This is a genomic window from Streptomyces sp. NPDC058758, assembly GCF_042746075.1.
Lineage (GTDB): Bacteria > Actinomycetota > Actinomycetes > Streptomycetales > Streptomycetaceae > Streptomyces.
The window spans coordinates 1-19,224 of record NZ_JBHYPS010000073.1 but is presented as its reverse complement, the minus strand read 5'-3'; the positions used below and the strand labels follow the sequence as shown (position 1 = coordinate 19,224).

Annotated in this window: 16 protein-coding genes; 8 read left to right on the top strand and 8 right to left on the bottom strand. The window is 73.4% G+C overall.

The window, feature by feature from the left end:
• Positions 1–493: 493 nt before the first annotated feature.
• Entirely contained in the window at positions 494–1,102 is a 609-nt protein-coding gene (locus ACFW6A_RS38440) for a lipocalin family protein (RefSeq protein WP_386646517.1), read from the top strand.
• A gap of 1,060 nt (positions 1,103–2,162) precedes the next feature.
• Positions 2,163–2,996 (top strand): YqjF family protein, encoded by an 834-nt coding sequence (locus ACFW6A_RS38435; protein ID WP_386646515.1) that lies wholly within the window; start codon positions 2,163–2,165, stop codon positions 2,994–2,996.
• A 641-nt stretch (positions 2,997–3,637) separates the two neighbouring features.
• On the opposite strand, the gene ACFW6A_RS38430 is transcribed toward ACFW6A_RS38435, so the two are convergent.
• From ACFW6A_RS38430 to ACFW6A_RS38415, 4 genes are all read right to left on the bottom strand, one after another.
• Complete coding sequence (locus ACFW6A_RS38430) at positions 3,638–4,036, bottom strand: hypothetical protein (RefSeq protein WP_386646513.1); 399 nt, start codon at positions 4,034–4,036, stop codon at positions 3,638–3,640.
• A gap of 613 nt (positions 4,037–4,649) precedes the next feature.
• Positions 4,650–5,174 carry a hypothetical protein gene (locus ACFW6A_RS38425; RefSeq protein ID WP_386484649.1) on the bottom strand — a complete coding sequence of 175 codons (525 nt, stop codon included), beginning with the start codon at positions 5,172–5,174 and terminating at the stop codon, positions 4,650–4,652.
• A gap of 451 nt (positions 5,175–5,625) precedes the next feature.
• Positions 5,626–6,561 carry an AraC family transcriptional regulator gene (locus tag ACFW6A_RS38420; RefSeq protein ID WP_386484647.1) on the bottom strand — a complete coding sequence of 312 codons (936 nt, stop codon included), beginning with the start codon at positions 6,559–6,561 and terminating at the stop codon, positions 5,626–5,628.
• A 57-nt stretch (positions 6,562–6,618) separates the two neighbouring features.
• Complete coding sequence (locus ACFW6A_RS38415; RefSeq protein WP_386646511.1) at positions 6,619–7,545, bottom strand: NADP-dependent oxidoreductase; 927 nt, start codon at positions 7,543–7,545, stop codon at positions 6,619–6,621.
• A gap of 577 nt (positions 7,546–8,122) precedes the next feature.
• Between ACFW6A_RS38415 and ACFW6A_RS38410 the strand changes: the two genes are divergently transcribed.
• From ACFW6A_RS38410 to ACFW6A_RS38400, 3 genes are all read left to right on the top strand, one after another.
• Positions 8,123–8,917, top strand: coding sequence for an ABC transporter ATP-binding protein (locus ACFW6A_RS38410; RefSeq protein WP_351856188.1), 795 nt, complete (start codon positions 8,123–8,125; stop codon positions 8,915–8,917).
• Positions 8,917–11,340 carry an FtsX-like permease family protein gene (locus ACFW6A_RS38405; protein WP_386646509.1) on the top strand — a complete coding sequence of 808 codons (2,424 nt, stop codon included), beginning with the start codon at positions 8,917–8,919 and terminating at the stop codon, positions 11,338–11,340. Before ACFW6A_RS38410 ends, ACFW6A_RS38405 begins: the two co-directional genes overlap by 1 nt.
• 221 nt (positions 11,341–11,561) lie before the next feature.
• Positions 11,562–12,167 (top strand): hypothetical protein, encoded by a 606-nt coding sequence (locus ACFW6A_RS38400; protein WP_386646507.1) that lies wholly within the window; start codon positions 11,562–11,564, stop codon positions 12,165–12,167.
• Between the two features lie 385 nt (positions 12,168–12,552).
• On the opposite strand, the gene ACFW6A_RS38395 is transcribed toward ACFW6A_RS38400, so the two are convergent.
• Entirely contained in the window at positions 12,553–12,897 is a 345-nt protein-coding gene (locus ACFW6A_RS38395) for a hypothetical protein (protein WP_386486423.1), read from the bottom strand.
• Between the two features lie 505 nt (positions 12,898–13,402).
• Here ACFW6A_RS38395 and uppS point away from each other — a divergent pair.
• From uppS to ACFW6A_RS38380, 3 genes are all read left to right on the top strand, one after another.
• A complete protein-coding gene (uppS, locus tag ACFW6A_RS38390) occupies positions 13,403–14,110 on the top strand; it encodes a polyprenyl diphosphate synthase (RefSeq protein ID WP_386486420.1) in 708 nt (235 codons plus the stop codon).
• Complete coding sequence (locus ACFW6A_RS38385; protein ID WP_386646505.1) at positions 14,110–15,561, top strand: oxygenase MpaB family protein; 1,452 nt, start codon at positions 14,110–14,112, stop codon at positions 15,559–15,561. Before uppS ends, ACFW6A_RS38385 begins: the two co-directional genes overlap by 1 nt.
• Before the next feature lie 411 nt (positions 15,562–15,972).
• On the top strand, positions 15,973–17,277 hold the full coding sequence (locus ACFW6A_RS38380; RefSeq protein ID WP_386646503.1) for a hypothetical protein: 1,305 nt from the start codon (positions 15,973–15,975) through the stop codon (positions 17,275–17,277).
• Between the two features lie 200 nt (positions 17,278–17,477).
• Here ACFW6A_RS38380 and ACFW6A_RS38375 read toward each other — a convergent pair whose 3' ends face one another.
• From ACFW6A_RS38375 to ACFW6A_RS38365, 3 genes are all read right to left on the bottom strand, one after another.
• The gene (locus ACFW6A_RS38375; protein WP_386646501.1) at positions 17,478–17,687 is read right to left on the bottom strand and encodes a hypothetical protein; all 210 of its coding nucleotides are present in this window, start codon (positions 17,685–17,687) and stop codon (positions 17,478–17,480) included.
• Between the two features lie 359 nt (positions 17,688–18,046).
• Positions 18,047–18,787: an N-acetylmuramoyl-L-alanine amidase gene (locus ACFW6A_RS38370; protein ID WP_386646499.1), complete on the bottom strand. Its 741-nt coding sequence runs from the start codon at positions 18,785–18,787 to the stop codon at positions 18,047–18,049.
• Entirely contained in the window at positions 18,787–19,032 is a 246-nt protein-coding gene (locus ACFW6A_RS38365) for a hypothetical protein (protein WP_386484515.1), read from the bottom strand. Before ACFW6A_RS38365 ends, ACFW6A_RS38370 begins: the two co-directional genes overlap by 1 nt.
• Positions 19,033–19,224: the final 192 nt, after the last annotated feature.

Sequence of the window (19,224 nt, the reverse complement as noted above, 5' to 3'; positions counted from 1 at the left end):
CCAGGAACGGGACGACGTCGTCCGGGCCTTCGGGGCCGCCGAAGGAGAGCAGCAGCAGGGCGTCGTACGGGGCGGGATCGTGCTGATCGGACATGAGGGCGTCTCCGGAGGTACACGTGTCTGGCCCCTGTGATTCCGGAGGGAGCGCCCTTCGGATGCGGCCCGTTCAGGGCGCCGGAAAACCGAAGGGCGAGGAGCGCGACGACGATGCGCCGGGGTCCGCTCCTTCAGTGCGTCGGCTGCCCCGGAAGGCGGCCGGCGCCCCCCGCTCCCGCCTCCGTCCGCATCCGGACGGTGTCAACGGACGCCCCCCGGCAACGGAGAAGAACGCCCCGACGCCCTCCAGGCCTCCCCTGAGCCCGTACGGTCGGGCAGCCCCGTCCGCCGCACGCCCGGCTGTCGCCCGTACGGATGACGGCGCCGACCACCGCATCCGAGAGCGCGCCGCGCGGCGAATGCCCCTCGTCCGACCCCAGTGAAGGAGTATCCGGCAATGCGTCGTTCTCTGCGCGTCCTGAGGCACACCGCCGTTTCCGCCGCTTTCGTCACGGCGGCACTCTCTCCGCTCGTCCTCGCGCCCGCGGTCATGGCCGAGCCCGCCCGCAGCGCCCCCTCCACCGAGACCGTGGACCTCGACCGTTACGCGGGGACGTGGTTGCAGCTGGCCGCGGTACCGCGGCTGTTCGAGATCCAGTGCGCGAAGAACGTCAGCGCCGTCTACGGGACCACCGCACGGGGCACGGTCTCCGTGCGCAACAGCTGCACCACGTGGCTCGGTACCCGCAGCGGCCTCGACGGCGAGGCCCTGCCCCTCGACGCCGGGGGCGCTCGCTTCAACGTCTCCTTCCTGCGGAGCGGAGACGGTTACCGGCACGGCGCCGAGGCCAACTACGTCGTCGTCGGCCTCGGCGCCGCCTACGAGTGGGCGGTGGTGACCGACGAAGACCGGCGGTCCGGCTTCCTCCTCTCCCGCGGCCCGCGACTCGACGCGACCCGGACGGCCCAGGCCGTGGACGCGATCCGGCGAGCGGGCCTTGACCCGCGCGACTTCCACGTCACCCGCCAGGACGGAGGCGACCCGACCTGGCGGCTCGTCCCCTGAGAGGCCGTTCTCGTCCGGTGCCCCCTCCGGGAGGCTCCTCCGCAACCCTCTCCGGGTCCGCCAGGAAGCGGTGTTCCCCCTGGTGAAGCGGGGGTGGCGCACGAGCCGGCCGCAGGACCGCCGGACTGCCCGCCGTCGGGGGAACGGAGCGCGGCCTCTGTTCCCCCGAAGGGCGGGTGACGATCTCCACGTGGATACGGAGGGCCCCGCCCTGCTCCAGGGCGTGTGCTCGGCACCGTGTTCTTGCCGTACCGGCGCCGGTCGGCGATTCTGGGCCGATGCCAGGACAGGGGAAGCGGAAGCGGCGGCACGAGGCCGGGAGGCGGCGGCTGGCTGCTCGCACCGCGCCGGACGCAGGGCAGTGGGAAGTAGTCCTCGAAACAAGGGACCAGACGGAGCTGCGCGCGCACCTGCGCCGCCTTCGGGAGGCGCGCATCGACGAATCGCTCATCCGGATCGACACGCTGTGCCGACGCCCAGTGGAACAGAGCACCTATCGGCTGAGCCGGTTCGTGGCGGACACGGTGCGCGAACCGGACCGCGAGCCCTCTGACCATTGATCCTGGGGCGGGTCGAGAGGAGTTGACGGACGCGGAGTGGGAGGGGATGAAGCCCTTCGCCGGCGGCCGTCGGATCGGCATTCCCGCCCTCTTTTTCCCGCGCAATCTGCCGGAATGGACGGAACGGACCATCGAGTCGGCCGAGCACGCCCTCGTCGGCTGCTTCCGGCAGGCGTCGCCCACCCTGGCGCGCCCGCGGAAGAACGAAACGTTCTTGAGGCGCGGAGCGCTGTTCGGGCTGTCCAGGGCCACAGCCCTTCAGGACGAGAACAGCTCCGTAGCACCCCCCTCCGCCTCGCCTCGGCTCGGCTCGGCTCGGCTCGGCTCGCGAGGATGGGGTACGAAGCGCTCATGACCGGGGCGTCGCCGGAGGGACACGGGCGTCTGCCTTTTCGACGCAACAGCAATGCGACTTTTCAGACCGCGTCGATTCAGGCACCTTTGAATCACAACATATTTCTCGAAGAGGTCAAAATCTCCACACCTGGACGGGAGGTAGCATGCCGACCCCGCGCCGACGGGCCGCAGCACAGCATGCCCCCCACCCAAACCGGCTCACCTCCTCCGGGCCTCTCCGTCGGCCTTCGTCCGGCGAAAGGGAGCGCGTCTCGTTCCGGCAGGTCTGGAGTGACCTGCTTTTCCTCCACTGGGAAGTGCGTCCCGACGCGGTGGCCGGTCTCTTTCCGCCCGGGACGCGTCCCGACGTGATCGACGGCCGGACCTTCGTGGGGTTGGTTTTCTTCGAGATGCGGGACCTGTCGTTCTCCAGGGGGCCCGCCCTCCCCGTCATCGGCCGGTTCCCGGAAATCAACGTGCGGCTCTACAGCGTCGACGACTCGGGCCGCCGAGGGGTGGTGTTCCTGAGCCTGGACTGCGCCCGGCTCCTGCCCACCCTGGCGGCGCGAACGGCGTACGGCCTGCCGTATCGATGGTCCTCAGCCCGACGGCTGCGGTTCGGCGACCGCCTGCTGTACACGGCACGGCGCAGAGGCCCGTCCGGGGCGCACTCCCGCGTGTGGGCCGCCGTGAAGGGAGAAGAGCGGCACCCCGGCCCCCTGGACGACTTCCTCACCGCCCGATGGGGCCTCCACGCCCACGCCTGGGGACGGACGTACTACTGGCCCCTCCACCACGACCCGTGGCAGCTCCGGGAGGTCGACCTGCTCGCGTGGGAGGACGGATTCGTCAGCGCCGCCACCGGCCTGGCGGTCACGGACGGCCCGCCCGCGAGCGCGCTGTACTCGCCCGGCCTGCCCGTGCGCTTCGGCATCCCGTTCCGCGTCGGGCCGGCGGACACCCGGGCCCGGCCCATATCCGCAAGCCGCCGGCCCTGACGAGCGGCCCGCTCACGGCCGCCCTGTACGCGCACGCCCTCCCTCGACCAGGCACCCGCGCGCCGGCACCGTTGACGGCGGTCAACAACGTGGGCATCGGAGCGGGTGCCGCCCTCGGATCGGCCGTCCTCGCCCTCGACACCGACGTGGCCTACCGGAGCGCGATCCTCCTGAGCGCCGCCTTCCTCCTCGCACTGATCCCCCTGCGCGCGATTCCCTCGCCGTCCCGCCCGTCGGCCGCCCGACCGCCCGCGCCGGACCGGCCTGCGGAGCCCCGGCGAGACGCCTCCGCACCCGGCCCGGGGCGCCAGGCGCCCCACCCGCTTCGCGACGTGCCGGCCTCCTCGTCGCCGCCTGCCTGGCCATCGCATGCGCGGCCGACCGCGCGCCGGTCACCGCCGCGATCGTCCTCTCGGCCGCCGTCGTTCTGCTGACCTTCGGCGAGGCCACCTCCCTGGCGGGCGGCTGGGCCCTCTCCTGCGACCTGACCCCCGAACACGCACAGGGCACCTATCAGGACATCTACCAGCCCCGGATCTCCGTCAGCCGGACACTGGGACCTGGTCTGCTCGCCCTTTGACAGACGATCTTGACCGTCGGCCCGAAAGTGCCCACTCGCAGGCGCTGCTGCGGGATCGTGCTCAGCAGTACGTCTCGATGAAGAGGAGAACGCGGCCGTCGTCCGCCGTGAACTCGTACGCCTCATGAGCCGGTGGGTAGGCGGCGCCGAGCCCGGCCCGCGCTTCGAGCCAGGCGGCCGTCCGCTCGGCCTCCGCCAGGAAGCGGGGAAGCCACCGTCCGACCTCGTCGTCGTAGTAGATCCCCATGGACATCAGGTCGGCATCTGTTGCGAGCCGTTTGGCCCGGCGGGGGTCCAACGGCCCGCGGGTGAGCCGCCAGTAGGTGCCCTCGGCGCCGGTGAAGCCGCGGGCTGCCACGGGGGGATCGACGTACGAGCGGCATGGGCCCTCCGTCGCTGATGGCGGCAGGGCCGCAACCATCTCGGCGAGGGTCGCCGCGCGCTTCTGCTTCTTCGGCATCTCCACAGGATGCCAGGCGTACTTCTGTCGACCCGCGGTCAAGATCACTTGGCAGACGGTCAAGACCGTCTGCCAAAGGACACTGCTGACCGCGCTCGTCCTCCCCGACGGCACGGCTGGCCGGGTCGGCCTGGCCACGTGCTTCGCAGGCGCGGCACTGGCCCTGCCCGCCGCCGCGCTGGGCGGAACGAGAACGCCGCCAGTTCCGGTGAACCGGCACCGGCGCCGAACCCACCCGGGCGGCGCCGGCCGGGGGAGTGGGCGTTCGACGTGGACACGCGCAGGCTGGATGGGCGTCGTGCCCGACGCACCCGCGCACGGCGCGAAGTCGCCCCGGACCGCGCCGCGGCCGGTGACGTCCGTCGGCGAGAAGGTCCCGGACAGGCACGCCCGCTCGGTGCGCGCCCGCCCGCCTCCAGCATCACGCAACCATCACCTGCAGCGGCCGCCGTGACCGGCCCCCTGCCGAGCGGACGATCCGCTCCGGCCGCACTCGGGTGCGGCTTTCCGGGGTGGCTCACCGGGCGCCTTGCCGGACTCGGCGCCGGCCCGCGGACGACCTGGAGGAAGAAGGCGGTGGAGACCAGGGCGAAAGAGCGGCCTGGTCTCCTGCTCACGACAGGAGTACGAGGTAGCCCGGCTGGACCCCGTCGATGGTTGTGATGGCCGTTCCGGAGGTGACCCAGACGCTGGTGGGTTTTTCTCCGGCGGGGATCTGGAAAACCCCGTGCACCGGCCCCTTGCTGCCGGGGTTGAGGCCGAAGACCGGAGCTGTCCGGCCTTTGCTGTTCTCGTACTGGTCGTAGTCCGAGCTGTACTCGGAGTCCTTCTGCGACATGGTGTAACGCGTATCCGCGACGTTGAGGCTCATCCGGTCGTCGGCGTCCCAGGACGCCTCGCTCTTTCCGACGTTGACCGCGTCCATGGTCACCACACAGAACTGCTTGTCGGCTTCGGGGGACGGCGTGGGGGTGGGAGCGCCGACCGAGTCCGCGGCGTAGGCCATCACCGCCGGATCGAGCGGTTTGCCGCAGACCACCTCGCGCACGGTGAACTGCCATCGGTGAGGGTCGTCGGCGGTGTCCGAGGCGAGGACCGTGACGGTGAACGCCTGCCCGAGGCGTGCCGTCCCGAGCACCTCGGCACCCGGGGGAGCACCCGCAGGCGCGCTGTCGCGGGACGAGGGCACCGGGTTCGGGGGGCCACTGTTCCCGGAGCCGCCCGCACAGGCGGTCAAGACCCCGAGAAGCGAAGCCGCCACCATTACGCGACACGAGTTCTGGGACGCGCTCATGCACCCATCTTGATGGGCTGCACCCCGCCTCGCACGCGGACCCCACGGGGCGGCGGTCGCCGGCGGCTGCGACCGTCGCCTCCGCATGAGCGGCGGCCGTGTCGTCGAGGACTCGCCCGTCGCCGGGCTCGCCTTGGCCGACGACCAGCGCGGCCCTGTCTCTGTCCGGCGAGGGCCGGGCGGAACCCCGGGGCCGGGCGCCCGGCCCCGGCGGCTCAGCCGGTGGCGGCGGCCGGCACCGTGGCCAGGCAGCGCGGCGCGCGCCACACGTCCAGCCGCCACTCCACCCCCCTGGTCAGGCCGCACGCGCCTCACGCCGGTAGCCGCCGGGGGCCTGCCCGTACTCGCGCTTGAAGGCCTTGGCGAAGGCGTACTCGGAGCCGTAACCGGTGCGCGCGGCGACCGCGGACAGAGGGACCTCGGACTCCCGGAGAAGCCGCGCGGCGGTCGTCATGCGCCAGCGGGTCAGATACGCCATGGGAGGCTCGCCGACCAGGTCGTTGAAGCGGCGGGCGAAGGCCGCGCGGGACAGGCCCGCGTGGGCGGCCAGCGACTCCACCGTCCACGGGAAGCCGGGCTTCTCGTGGATCGCCGCCAGGGCCGGCGCGACGGCCGCGTCCCTGAGCGCGGCGGCCCAGCCCTTGTTCCGCACGGCCGGTCGTTCCTCCAGCCAGGCGCGCAGGATGTACAGGAGCAGCGAGTCGATCAGCGCGGGCACGATGCCGGCGGAGCCCGGCCGCGGCTGTTCCAGTTCCGCGCGCAGCAGCTGGACGGCCGAAGCCAGCTCGGGATGCCGGAGGGGATGGCCGGGCAGGTGGATGATCTCCGGCAACTGCTGCACGAGGGGGTGGGGGCGGGCCTGGTCGAGGTGGTAGTTCCCGCACAGCAGGTCGGTGAGGGCGCCGTCCCCGCCGACGGTGACCGTGCCGAGCGGTGAGCCCGGGCTGAACTGCGAGGCCCGCTCGACCTCGGAGGGGGTGTCGGGGTGGTCGGCCAGGACGTGACCGCGCCCGTCCCGCAGGAAGACCACGTCACCCGGGCCGAGGGGGAGGGGCGGCTGAGGGGCCGTGCCCTCCAGCGGGACGAGCCAGCACGTCCCCGACAGCACCACGTGGAAACCCGCCCCGGCCACGGGGGGCAGCCTCAGGCCGAAGGGCACGCGTCCGGTGGTGCGGACGGAGACCGGCCGGCCGGTACGCATCGAGGCCAGCACCTCGGTGAGGATGTCCAACTCCGCCTCTCCCCGCAGATCTCCCGGTCTTCCCGCGCGCACTCTAACCCGCCCTGTTCAGACGACGGTCAGGACGACCTTGCCGCGGGTGCGGCCCGAGCCGACCAGTTCGTGGGCCTTCGCCGCCTGTTCGAGCGGGAGCGACGCGGAGACGTGCGGACGGACGCGCCCGGCGTCGATCAGGGCCGCGATCGCCTCCAGGGAGGCGTAGTCCGGTTCGACCGATACTCCGGCGAAACGGCGGCCCTCGTTCTCGACGCGGGCGGCGAGCTCGGTGTTCCAGTGCTCCATGATGCTGACCAAGGTGCCACCGGGCTTCAGGACGCTCAGCGCACGCTCGCCCTCGGAGCTCGAGTCGAAGACGACGTCCATGTCCTCGGCCGCTTCGGCGTAGTCGGTCGTGCGGTAGTCGATGATGCGGTCCGCCCCGAGTTCGCGTACGAAGTCGTGGTGGGCGGCGCTCGTCAGGGCCGTGACGTGGGCGCCGCGCGCCTTGGCGATCTGCACCGCGAAGTGGCCGACGCCGCCGGCCGCCCGGTGGATCAGCACCCGCTGCCCCTCGGCGAGACGGGCCGCGTCGACCAGGCCCTGCCACGCCGTGAGGGCGGCCAGCGGCACGGAGGCGGCCTGCGCGTGGTCGAGGGTCGCGGGCTTGCGGGCCACCTGGCGGGAGGGGACCGCCACGTAGTCGGCGTAGCCGGTGGCGGCACGCGGGAAGAACGGCATGCCGAACACCTCGTCCCCCGCCTTGAAACGGGCACCGGCTCCGGCTTCCTCGACGACGCCGGAAACGTCCCAGCCGACACCGAACGGGGGCTCGCCCAGGAGCGGATAGGCACCGGAGCGCACCGCCACGTCGACCGGGTTGACGCCGCTCGCGTGAACGCGGACCAGGACCTCGCCGCCGAGCGGAGCCGGCTTGTCCCTCTCGACGAGCTCGAGGACTTCGGGCCCGCCGAACGACTTCTGGATGACAGCACGCATGATGAACTCCCTTTTGCCGTAGTGACCTTGGGGGGTGATCGCCCCTCGTCTGCCTTCACATTAGGAAGATCGAACGAGCCGCTGAATATCCTCCAGTCTCAGAAAGATGTCCCAGCGTCCACAGAGCCAGGGAGAAGAGCCAGCCTGACGGCAGCGCTCGCCGCGCGCGACGGAGCCTCGGCGGCGTGCGTCGGTCTTCAGCCGGGCCGAGGACGCCGGCACGCGAGGCGCTCGACGGGGACGACCCGGCCGAGCGCCCGCCCCCGACCCGAACGGCCTCGGGTCTCCGGGGCGTCTCCTGGACAGCGGAGCGACCCGGCCGGAAGTCCGGAAGTCCGGAAGTCCGGAAGTGCTGCGCCGCGGGCCTCTGCTTCCTGCCCGCCCGCGAGGGCCGGCCAGGTCGTTCCTTCCGGCTCGTGCCGGGCGTCGCGGACCCTGCAGGATCCGGAGGGGACGGCCTGGACCGGAGGGCGGGGTGGGGATAACCCCACCCATGATCCACCTGCGGCCGTCATGGCCCCTGACCTGCCCCGATCCGTACGTTCGACAGGACGAACCCGAACGTACGGAGGAACCCATGGCACGGGAAGCCGCCCCCTCGACGGCAGCCGTCGAACTCGCCGGAGTACGGCGCCGGTACGGCAAGGGAGACCGCGCCGTGCACGCCCTGCGCGGCATCGACCTGAGCCTTCCGCACGGCAGCTTCACCGCCGTCATGGGACCGTCCGGATCCGGCAAGTCGACCTTCCTGCAGTGCGCCGCCGGACTCGACCGCCCCACCGCCGGCTCGGTCCGGCTCGGCGGCACCGAGATCACCCGCCTCGGCGAGAACAAGCTCACCGAGCTGCGCCGCAGCCGCCTCGGCTTCGTCTTCCAGGCCTTCAACCTGCTGCCTTCGCTCACCGTCGAACAGAACGTGCTGCTCCCGCTGCGGCTCGCCGGCCGCCGCCCCGACCGGCACCGCGCCGCGGAGGTCCTCGGACAGGTCGGCCTCGCCGACAAGGGCGACCGGCGGCCCTCCGAGCTCTCCGGCGGCCAGCAGCAGCGGGTCGCCATCGCCCGGGCCCTCGTCACCCGGCCGGACGTGATCTTCGGCGACGAGCCCACCGGCGCCCTCGACACCACCACCGCCGCCGAGATCCTCACCCTGCTCCGCGACGCCGTGGACCGGCTCGGCGCGACCGTCGTCATGGTCACCCACGACCCGGTCGCCGCCGCCTACGCCGACCACGTCCTCTTCCTCGCGGACGGCGCCCTCGTCGACCGCCTCCCCCGCTCCACCCCGGCCCGGATCGCCGCCCTGATGGCGGACCTCACCTCCACGGCGAGGGCCGCGGCCACGTCCCCCGCCCGGCTCGGAGCGGTCGCCTGATGCCGCTGCGACCCAACGGCCTCGCCCGGGCCGCCATCCGCTTCAAGCCCTCCTCCTTCGTCGGCACCTTCGTCGCGCTGCTGCTCACCGCCGCCGTCGTCTCCGGGTGCGGACTGCTGCTCCAGACCGGCCTCACCGCGTCCGCGCCGCCCGGCCGTTACGCCGGTGCGCCCGTCGTCGCCGCGGCCGACCAGCAGGTGCACACCACCGTCGGCCGGGGCCCGGAACGCGAGACGTTCTCCGCCGCCCTGCCCGACCGCGCCCGCCTCGACGCCTCCCTCGTCCACGCCGCCGCCCGCGCCCCGGGCGCCGCCCGTGCCGTCGGCGACGTCAGCTACCCCGTACGCGACGCCGCAGGCACCCCGCTCACCGCCTCCGGCTGGGGCTCCACCGCCTTCACCGGCACCCGGCTCGCCTCCGGCACCGCCCCGGGACCCGACCGGGTCGTGCTCGGCGGCGTCCCCGCGCGCGTGGGGGAGCGCGTCACCCTCGACACCCCGCTCGGCCGACGGACCTTCACCGTCTCCGGAACCACCCCCGCGCCCGGCGTCTGGTTCACCGACGCCCAGGCCCTCGCCCTCTCCGGCCACCCCCGCACCGTCGACGCCATCGCCGTCCTGCCCGCTCCCGGCACCGACACCGCCACGCTCGCCGCCGAGGTCGACCGCGCCCTGCGCGGCACGGCCGAGGTGCGCACCGGCGACGACCGCAGCCTCGCCGAGGGCGCCGCCCTGCCGGCCGCCAGGGAACTCCTGGTCGCGCTCGGCGGCTCCTTCGGCGGCACCGCCACCCTGGTCGCCGTGTTCACCGCAGCCGGTACCGTCGCGCTCTCCGTGGGCCAGCGCTCCCGCGAGTTCGCCCTGCTGCGGGCCGTCGGCGCCACCCCGCGCCAGCTGCGCCGCTCCATCGCGACCGAGGCCCTGCTGCTCGCCCCGCTCGCCGGCGCCCTCGGCTGCCTGCCCGGACTCGCCCTCGCAGACTGGTGGTTCGGACAGCTCCGGGACAAGGGCGCGGTCCCGCAGGGCGTACGACTCGACACCGGGCCCCTGCCGTACGTCGCCGCCGTCCTCCTCGTCGCCCTGGCGGCCCTGGGCGCAGGGCTCGCCGCCGCCCGCCGCCCCTCCCGCGTCGCGCCCGGCGCCGCTCTCGCCGAGTCGCAGACCGAACGGCGCGCGACCGGCCGGGTCCGCACCGTCCTCGGCGTGGCCGCCGCCGCGGGCGGCGCAACGCTCGCCGGGGTCGCCGCCGCCGGCTCCGGCGAGGACGCCGCCCACGCCGCCCTCGGCGTCGTCATGCTCTTCATGCTGGCCGTGGCGCTCCTGGGCCCGCTTCTCGCCCGGCTCAGCGCCACCGCCCTCGGCCTGCCGCTCCACGCCGCCGGGGCCTCGGGACACCTCGCCGCCGCCAACTCCCGCGCCAACGCCCGCCGGCTCGCCTCCGCCCTCACGCCCATCGTCCTCGCGACGGCCTTCACCTCCACCCTCGTCCTGCTGCACGCCAGCACCGACCGCGCCGCCGAGCACCAGCAGCGGGCCGGCGTCGTCGCCGACCACGTCGTCACCGCCCCGGCCGGGCTGCCCGTCGACGCCGCCGCCCGCGCCGCCCGCCTCCCGGGCGTCACCGCCGCCGTGGCCGTCCAGCACACCGGCGTCCTGCTCCCCGACCGCGACACGGGCTTCCGCAGCGCCACCGCCCTGGCCGTCTCCGCCGACCCCCGCCCCGTGCTCGACCTCGACGTGCGCACCGGCTCCCTCGCCGGCCTGCGCCCCGGCACGATCGCCGTCGACGCCAACCTCGCCGACGCCGTGGGAGTCCGCCCCGGAGAGCGCCTCCACCTGCGGCTGCCCGACGGCCGCGCCGCCTCGCCCCGCGTCGTCGCCACCTACGGGCGCGGCCTCGGCCTGGCCGAGGTCACCCTGCCCGCCGCCGACCTGGCCGGGCACCGCAGCGACCCGTACGCGGACGAACTGCTGGTCCGCGGCGGCACCCCGAACCCCCTCGCGGCGCTCGGCACGGTCACCGACGCCGCGGGCCGGGCCGCCGCGCAGAGCCGCGACCGCGAGATCAACGCCTGGGCCAACACCACCATGGCCGCCGTCCTGGGCGGCTTCGCCGCCGTCGCCGCCGCCAACACCCTGGTGATGACCGTCCTCGACCGCCGCCGAGAGCTGCGCACCCTCCGGCTCGTCGGCACGACCCGCCGCCAGGTCCTGCGCATGATCCACTGGGAAGGCATGGTGGTCGGCGTCGCCGGCACCGCCCTGGGTGGAACGATCGCCCTGGCCACCCTCGTGCCCATGACGCACGGCCTCACCGGCGAGGGCCCCTACCTCCCGCCGCTCCTCACCGCCTCCTTCGCGGCCGCCGCCCTGCTCCTCGCCCTGATCTCGACCTCCCTCCCGGCCCGCGCGCTACTGCGATGAGTCGGCACGCCGAGACCGACAGCCGCGGTCCGCCGAACCCGGCGAACCGCGCCGGGCCCCCCGCGACCACGCGTGGACGTCCTCCTGCCGCTGCCGCACAGGGCAGTCCGGCCCCGCTGGGCCTCCTACCCCGCTGCCCGGGAAGCTTCGTGCTGCCCCGGTGAGGGAAGGGAGGCGATCACGGCCGGCCGCGTCGTCGCACCTCGCGGTAGCCTCTCGCCATGGGGAACGGGGAGGACCAGGACGTGCTGGTCCTGGAGGCGCGGGAGATGCTCGCCGCAGGCCGAAGCGACGAGGAGGTCTTCGCCGAGCTGGCCACGAGGACCGGCAACCGGGGCGTCTGTGTGGTGGCGGTGTGCTTGGCCCTGGGCGTGCCCCGGACCGACGCCGAGGCCCGGCTCCGCGAGGCCGAACCGCTCTTCCCGGACTTCGCGATCGGCGAGGAGGAGGACCTCGCCTTCGTTCTCGGGTCCGGGAACGTCTTCACCGTGGACCGAGTACTGGAGGAGCACGAGGAACGCATCCGCGACTTCCTGGGAACCGCCGCCGGCGCCCGCGGAGGCTCTCCCGGCAGCCTGTTCACGTGGTTTCGCACCGGAGAGCTCACGAAGGTCTTCCTCTACTTCGCCGAAACCCGGTTCCGGGACGGACGCGGCTCACCACCCGACTTCTGGGCCGCCATGACCGCGGCCGGCGAACTCCTGGCCGGCCAGGACGGCCCGGACCGCGCGAAGGTGACCGCAGGGCTGGAACGATGTCGCACGCAGGCCGCGGCCGTCAGCGCGAAGCAGCATCGTCGTCATCGACGGACGTCCTCCGCTGGGTAGGCGGCCCTGAAGGCTCTCCACGGCCCACCGGCTCGGCGCCGGCCCTTGAACCCCGTAGCGACGTTGCTGCGACAAGACCGAAACGATCACGTACCGGAGCCTCACGATCCAGCGGTCTGCGAGCTCTCCGAGTTCGGCGGGACTCGCTTTGTCGAGCGCTCGGGTGTTCATCGATGCGCCCTCCACCATGAGGAGTTGCACCGAACGATTTGCAGTCCCCCACACGAGTTCCGCGCTGACCAGGGCCGCCGGATGCGCTGCATCGAGGACCACTGCCGACCGCGCCACGTGCCGCAGCCCGGTGACGGAAAGCTGCCCACCACGAAAAGGCCCGGTGCTGCCGGCGGGTCCGCTTCCGTCCGGAGCTGTTCCGGAGGCCCTGCCGTCACCTCCCCCCGGCGTTCTGTTCGCCGGGGTTCTCGTCGAGGGCCGCCAGGCCGTCCCTCCAGCGGGCCCGGCGCTCCGTGTCGTTCTGGTCCCACCAGGGTGTGCCGCGTTCTCCGAGGGCGACTTTGGCGGCGTGCACGCGGCTCCGGGCGATGCGTTCGGCCCGAGGATCTCGGGCCCGCTTGGCCGCGGCCACGGCGCGTCGGGCGGCCATCAGGTGTGAGCGCAGCCGAGCCGCGACGTCCTGGGGCACTTCGGGGTCCGTGGCCCGCCAGCGTCTGTGGTGGACGATCACGTACCGTCCGTCGGGGGTGCGGGCGGGCTGCCGTGCGTCGGATGTCACCGTGCCAAGCTTTCAGACAGGGCCGCGAGCCGGAAGCCGACCGGCCGAGCTGCGGGGATCCGCACCCCGTCCGGTCTCGCGCTGTCACCGCAGTAGCGTTCGCCCGTTTCCGGCAGGGGAGACCTTCCGAAGGCCCGTTTCCTGCGCGCGAGGATGAACCCGCCGACACCACCCTCCACACCCGCGCCCCGCTCCGCCTCCCCGCACGGGGACCAGCGGAAAGAATCGGGCACGTGAGCCAAGGGTGACAGGCACCCGTTCGGCCGGTCGGGTCGCTTCCGCACCGTAAGAATCCCCGGCGGGGGCGCTTCTGCGGGGGCGCATCGAGGGGGTGGTGTGGGTGGGCGCATCCGAACGCGGCAGGACCGACCGTGCCGATCCGGGCGGGGCGGGTTCAGGCAGGGAGGGCGACGGTGACCGGCGCGTGGGGGTGACGCCGAGGCGCGGGCCTGCCGGACGCGAGGACAGCGCCGAAGAACGGCGATCGGACGGGGCAGTACGGGCGGTGCCGCGGCACGTGGCCTGCGTGATGGACGGCAACGGCCGCTGGGCTCTGCGACGTTCGCTCCCGAGGACGGCGGGTCACCGCGCCGCGGAGACCACCGTCATCGACATCATCGAGGCCGCCCGAGGAGCCGGCGTCGAATGGCTCAGCCTGTACGCCTTCTCCACCGAGAACTGGAACAGGCCCGCGTCCGAGGTCGACTACCTGATGCGCCTGGTGCGCCGGGTCGTGCGCAAGCATGCGCCACTGCTGCTGGCCCGGGGCATCCGCTGCCGCTTCCTCGGGGTCGCGGACCCGCGCCTCCCGAGGGAACTGACCCGGGATTTCGAGGACCTGGCCACGCTGACCGCCGAGAATCGGGGGATGACGCTGACCATCGCCTTCGACCACGGCGGGCGCAGGGACATCGTGGAAGCCGCCAGGTCGCTGATCCGCAGCGGGACGCCCGCCGAGGAGGTGACCGAACGGCTCTTCGCGGACCACCTGCCGTTTCCCGACACTCCTGACGTGGACCTCGTCATCCGCACCTCCGGCGAGCAGCGCATCTCCAACTTCATGCTCTGGCAGGTCGCCTACGCCGAGTGGGTCTTCCCTCCGGCGCTGTGGCCGGATTTCCGGGCCCCCGACTTCCTGGCCTGCCTCCACACCTATCAGCGCCGCGACCGCCGCTTCGGCGGTGTGCCGCCCCAGACGAACGGAGACCCGTGATGACCACTGGAACCACCTCGACGGCCGGCGAGCCGCCGTTGTTCGGGCCGCAGGGGCAGTTCGGAGCCTTCTTCGACGACCCCCGATGGGCGCTTGCCCTGATCCGCGCCACCGTGCTGGAGGCCGCCCACCCGCAGGTCGGTGCCGCTCTCGCCGACAACTCCGTTTTCGTCACCCACCCCTGGCGCCGGCTCCGCAACACCCTCCTCAGCCTGCGGCGCATGTTCGACGCCGATCCGGCGGTGCGCGAACGGGAGGCGGCCCGCCTCAACCGGCTGCACGCGCGCATGAACGGCTCCGACTCGCGGGAGCGTCCCTACGACGCCATGGACCGCTCGACCCGCGCCTGGGTGGTCGCCACGCTCTTCGAAGCCACCGTCACCATGTGCCGATGGGGCGGTCAACCCCTGGACCAGGACACCATGGAGCGCATGTACGCCGAGTACCGCGGCTTCCTCGCGGCGCTCGACGGCGACGCCGGGGCACTCCCCGAGGACCTGAACGAGTTCTGGCGGTACTTCGACCGGGTCGTCGAGGAGGAACTCGAAAACACCGAAGCAGCCCGCATCATCCTGTACCGGCTTTTCGACCACCTGCCCGCCCCCGCGCTGCTCGCCTCCGCACCGACGTTGTGGGCGGCCGGCCGGGCCGTCGTCGGTCCCCTCCTCGGCGCGATCACCGTCGCCTCGCTCCCCGAGGCCTACCGGCGCAAGGCCGGCCTGCCCGAGATGCCGGGTGCCTCCACCCTCATGCAGGGCGCCTATTTCGCAGCCGGTCTCGCCCGTTTCCTGCCCGAGGGCTGGATCAACGCCGAAACCATCATCGACACCCTTTCCCTCTCACCCGACAGCGACGACCCCCGCGCCCGGACGGTCGCCGCGCTGGCGGCCCGCGTGAAGCGCGCATCGGCCCTGCTCCGCCTGCTCGCACCGATCAGCGAGGACCCCGCCCCCGCCACGCCCACGGGGAAGAACCGCCGCACGGCGGAGGAGTTCTTCCGTCACGTGCTGGACCAGACCGGCGACGGCCACCTCGACTGGCCCGACCTCGCCGCCATGGCGCGCGAACTGGCCACCCGCCTCGACCTCGACGAACCCGAGGAGACCCGGCTCTACGACGCCTTCGCCGCCTGGTGGCGCGAACTCCAGACCGCCCTCGACACGGACGGCGACGGCCGCATCAGCGCCGGCGAGTACGCCGCCGCCGTCCCCTCGCTCGCCGGCCCCGCCCTCATCCGTGTCGCCGAGGTCCTCTTCGACGCCACCGACAAGGACGGCAACGGCGTCATCGACGCCACCGAACACCGCGCCCTCTTCCGAACAGCCTTCCACCGCGACCTCACCACAACCGACGCCACCTACAGCCGCAGCGCCTTCGTCGGCGACTTCCTCTCCTTCATGGCCGGCAACCGAACGAACACCCCGTACGACCCCCTCTTCAGCGACGCCTGAACCCTTGCTCGTCGCCCCGCAGGGCCCCTTCCAGCAAGCACACCGGCGAAAGGCGTCATACGGGTCGCGGTGACGTTCCCGCCAGGCGTCCCAGGACGGCCCCCGCGTACTTCGCACGGCGCGGGGGACCGCCATCCGCCGCGAGGCCACCGACTCCCGCCCTCCGGCGGCGGGGCCGCGCGGATCTGCTGACCACGCGCCGCGCGGTCACCGTCGAGACCGCGGCCGGTGGTGCTGGTCAGGACGTCTGCTTCCCGCCCGCGAGGAGAAGGCTCTTCTCCCTGCCGCAGCTTCAGCGCTCACGACCTGTGCCCAGGCCCCAACCAGCCAGGCGCTTAACACGGTTGGCTTCCTCGCCGTAGGGTCTGCTGCCGAGGGGGAACCCCTCGTCCGGCGGGGGAAGGGGGAGCTATGGAGATCTACGCCCACTGGCTTGACGGTGAGCATCTGCGCGTGTCGGGGTGGGGCCCGCAGGACACCTCCTTGGCCGTCATGCTGAAGATCCAGGCCCTGTTAGGCCACACGGTGGTGCTGAGTGACATGCAGCTCATCGACAGCCAAGCGGTACAGGCGCTGTTCGAGACGGAGGACTTCCGGTCTTTTGTGCGCGGCTGCCCGTCGTTCCTGCGCTGCACCACCGCCGCTCCGGTCGGCAGCTCCCCCTTCGCCCTGGTCACCACCGGCCTGCACCGCGCCCTGGAGCCCGGCTGGCTCTCGTCTTCGTTCGACACCGCGGAACCCCTGGTCAGGCTGTCCGAAGCCGTTCTGGAGCGCGGGGAGGCGAATCCAGGCCTGCTGTTCGCGCGGGGCACCGCGCTGGGCGCACGGTACGAGGAGGGCGGGGCGATCCGGCGCAGGCTGGAGGCCGTGGCGTGGACCCTCCACCACTTCTCCCGCGAAGCGGGAGTGCCGCTGGGCACGAGCGCCGTGACGCGCCCCTGCTCGTACCGCGACGTGCTGGAGGAGGTGGCGGAGCTGCCGGGGCTCCCCGGCCACGACTACGCCCCGGTGGAACGCACCCTGGCCTATCTCGACGAGCACGTGGAGCCGTCGAGCCACCATCGCAGGGCCGTGCTCTTCGCCCGGCTCGACGCGACGGACCCGCCCCACAAGGCGGCGATGTGGAACACCGCGACGCAGGCCTGGAACGCGGCGGTGCAGCGCACCCTGGGCACCGACGGCGCGTCCCCGCGGTCGCTCCCGGAAGCGGCCGACATCGGGCTCTACCTCGGGCGTCCGACGGACGCGCTCTTCGAACCCGCCGGCCCCGGGGCCGCAGCCCCCGCGGAACACACGATGGCCCCGGCCCACCTGGCGGCGGTCGCCGAACTGGGCTGGCAGGACATCGCGAAAATCCACCAGGACGAGGTCGTGACCCGTCGGCGCGACGCCTTCCAGGCGGCGCTGCGCGCCGGGGACGCGGCGGCGGCCGACGACGCGCTCCCCGCACTGCTCCGGGCCGTCCGGCGGAAGCTGCCGGCCTCCGGGGAGCGGCCCGGGCGGCTCGCCTGGGCCGCGGCCGAGACGGGCCTCGGGCTCGCCGGGGCGGGGCTGGCGCTCGGTACCGGCGAGGCCCTCGGCCTCGTGGGGCCTGCGCTCGCGTTCGGCCTGGCGGCCGAGCGGCTGCTTCGGGGCGGCCGCAACCGGTCGTACATCGTCAACACGCTGATGACGGCAGGGGAAAGAGGGACCTGGCTCCGGCGTGGCGGAGCCTGACAGGGCGCTGAACGCCGGGCGGTCGAACGGCCGGCGTCCCTGCTTCTCGTGCACGGAGTGACCCCTTGGGGGCGTTGGGGACAGCGGGCGTGGTGAGCGGGGGGGGGGGGGGGGGAGGCGGCCACGGTGGTCGTTCACCACCGAACTCGCCGTGCTTGGGGTTGCTCACCACGCGGCCGGGGGCGTGCCGATCCGGCGGCTCAGGTGCTGGTGGAGCGACTCCCGGAGCCGAGGCCGCTGCGGCCGGCCACTTGGCCGACGGTGAGGTGGGCGGTCTCCAGCCGCTCGCGGGCCCGCAGCACTCCCTGGAGCAGCCATCGATTCGTCAGCGCCGCCACCGGCCTGGCGGTCACGGACGGCCCGCCCGCGAGCGCGCTGTACTCGCCCGGCCTGCCCGTGCGCTTCGGCATCCCGTTCCGCGTCGGACCGGCGGCCACCCGGGCCCGGCCCGTATCCGCAAGCCGCCGGCCCTGACGAGCGGCCCGCTCACGGCCACCCGCCGTCGGCCCGTCCACCACCAGGGCAGGTGGGGCGCGCGGGATCCGCGCAGAGGGGCGTCCGCGGGCCCGCGGACGCCCCGTTCGGCGGACCGCGGCGGTGTCGTTGTGGATCGCCCCGCCCCGAAGCCCGCCTGGAGAAACGAGCGCACCGAGGGGGCGCGGCGACAACGGACACCTCGGCCACCGCAGGGACTCTCGGAGCGCCCCGGGCAGGCCCGCCGATCGCTCCGGCGCGCCGGACCGCTCCAAGGTCCCCCGACAGAGTCGAGCTAGGCGAACGTCGCTCCCCACGTGGCAGGCCCGACGACGCCGTCCACCGTCAGGCCCCTGCTCGACTGGAAGCTGCGACAGGCCGCGTCGGAGCCGGGGCCGTACTGGCCGTCCACGGTGAGCGCGTAACCGTGCGCGCTGTTCATGCGGTACTGCCAGGTCGCCACGCTCGCGTGCACGGTGGCCGGGGACTGCCGGAAGGCGACACCCGGATAGGGCAGGGGGCCTCCGCCCGGGTTCACCTCGCCGCTGAGGACCCGGGAGTACAGGTTTCCCGGACAGCCGGTCGCATGGTGGTCGCGGTGGCCGGTGATGGCCCGTGCTGCCCCGCCGGACACCCGCAGCCGGTTGATCCCGTAGCGGATGGCGTCGATCAGCCCGGTGGTGACGACGTCGTAGTCACCGGCGGTGCCGCCGGTCAGGGCACAGATCGCGTACCAGTCGTCGTTGCCCTGCGTGGTGCCCTGGGCGGCGGTGCGGACGTTCTCGCCGCGCCCCTGGAAGAGGTAGCCGTGCACGCAGGCCAGATGGCTGTAGGCGATGTCCGACCAGCCGTTGCCGTCCATGTGGTAGTTCTGGATGCCCCGCACCTGTGCGGCGCAGTCGGCGTGGTCCGCCTCGGCCACCTTGACGGCGTCGACGTGGTGGACGACGACGCCTCCCTGGGCCGGGGTGATGTCGCCGCTGACGCTCTTCGGGGCTCGGGCGCCCCACTGGGCACGGGTGACGAACGTGGCCATCAGCTCCGGCCTCCGCGTCCCGTGGCGCAGCCGACGGTGGCGTTCAGCGGTTCCGCGTGAGCGGTCCGGGCGGCGTCGGAGGCGTAGAGCGCGCCGGTCTCGCGGGGGTTCGTCACGAACGGCTTTTCGCCGGCCGCCGCCGGACGGGGCGCCGCCTGCGCGGCTCCGGTGGGCAGGGCGGACAGGGCGACTGCGCCGCCGACGGCCGTCAGCAGCGCGGCGCGACGGGAGACTTCGGGGGTCAACTTTCCTCCATGTGCGGTCGAGTACTCGCGGTGTCGGGCGCGGTGGCGCCGTGGCCCGGTGGGCCGGACGAGGGCCCACCGGGCGGACGGAAGTCGGTCAGCAGCCGCCGCAGTTGTAGAAGGTCACGTCCCAGTGGTTGCCCTCGTCGGCGTAGACGTTTCCGGCGCCGGACTTCCACTGCGGGGCGCCGT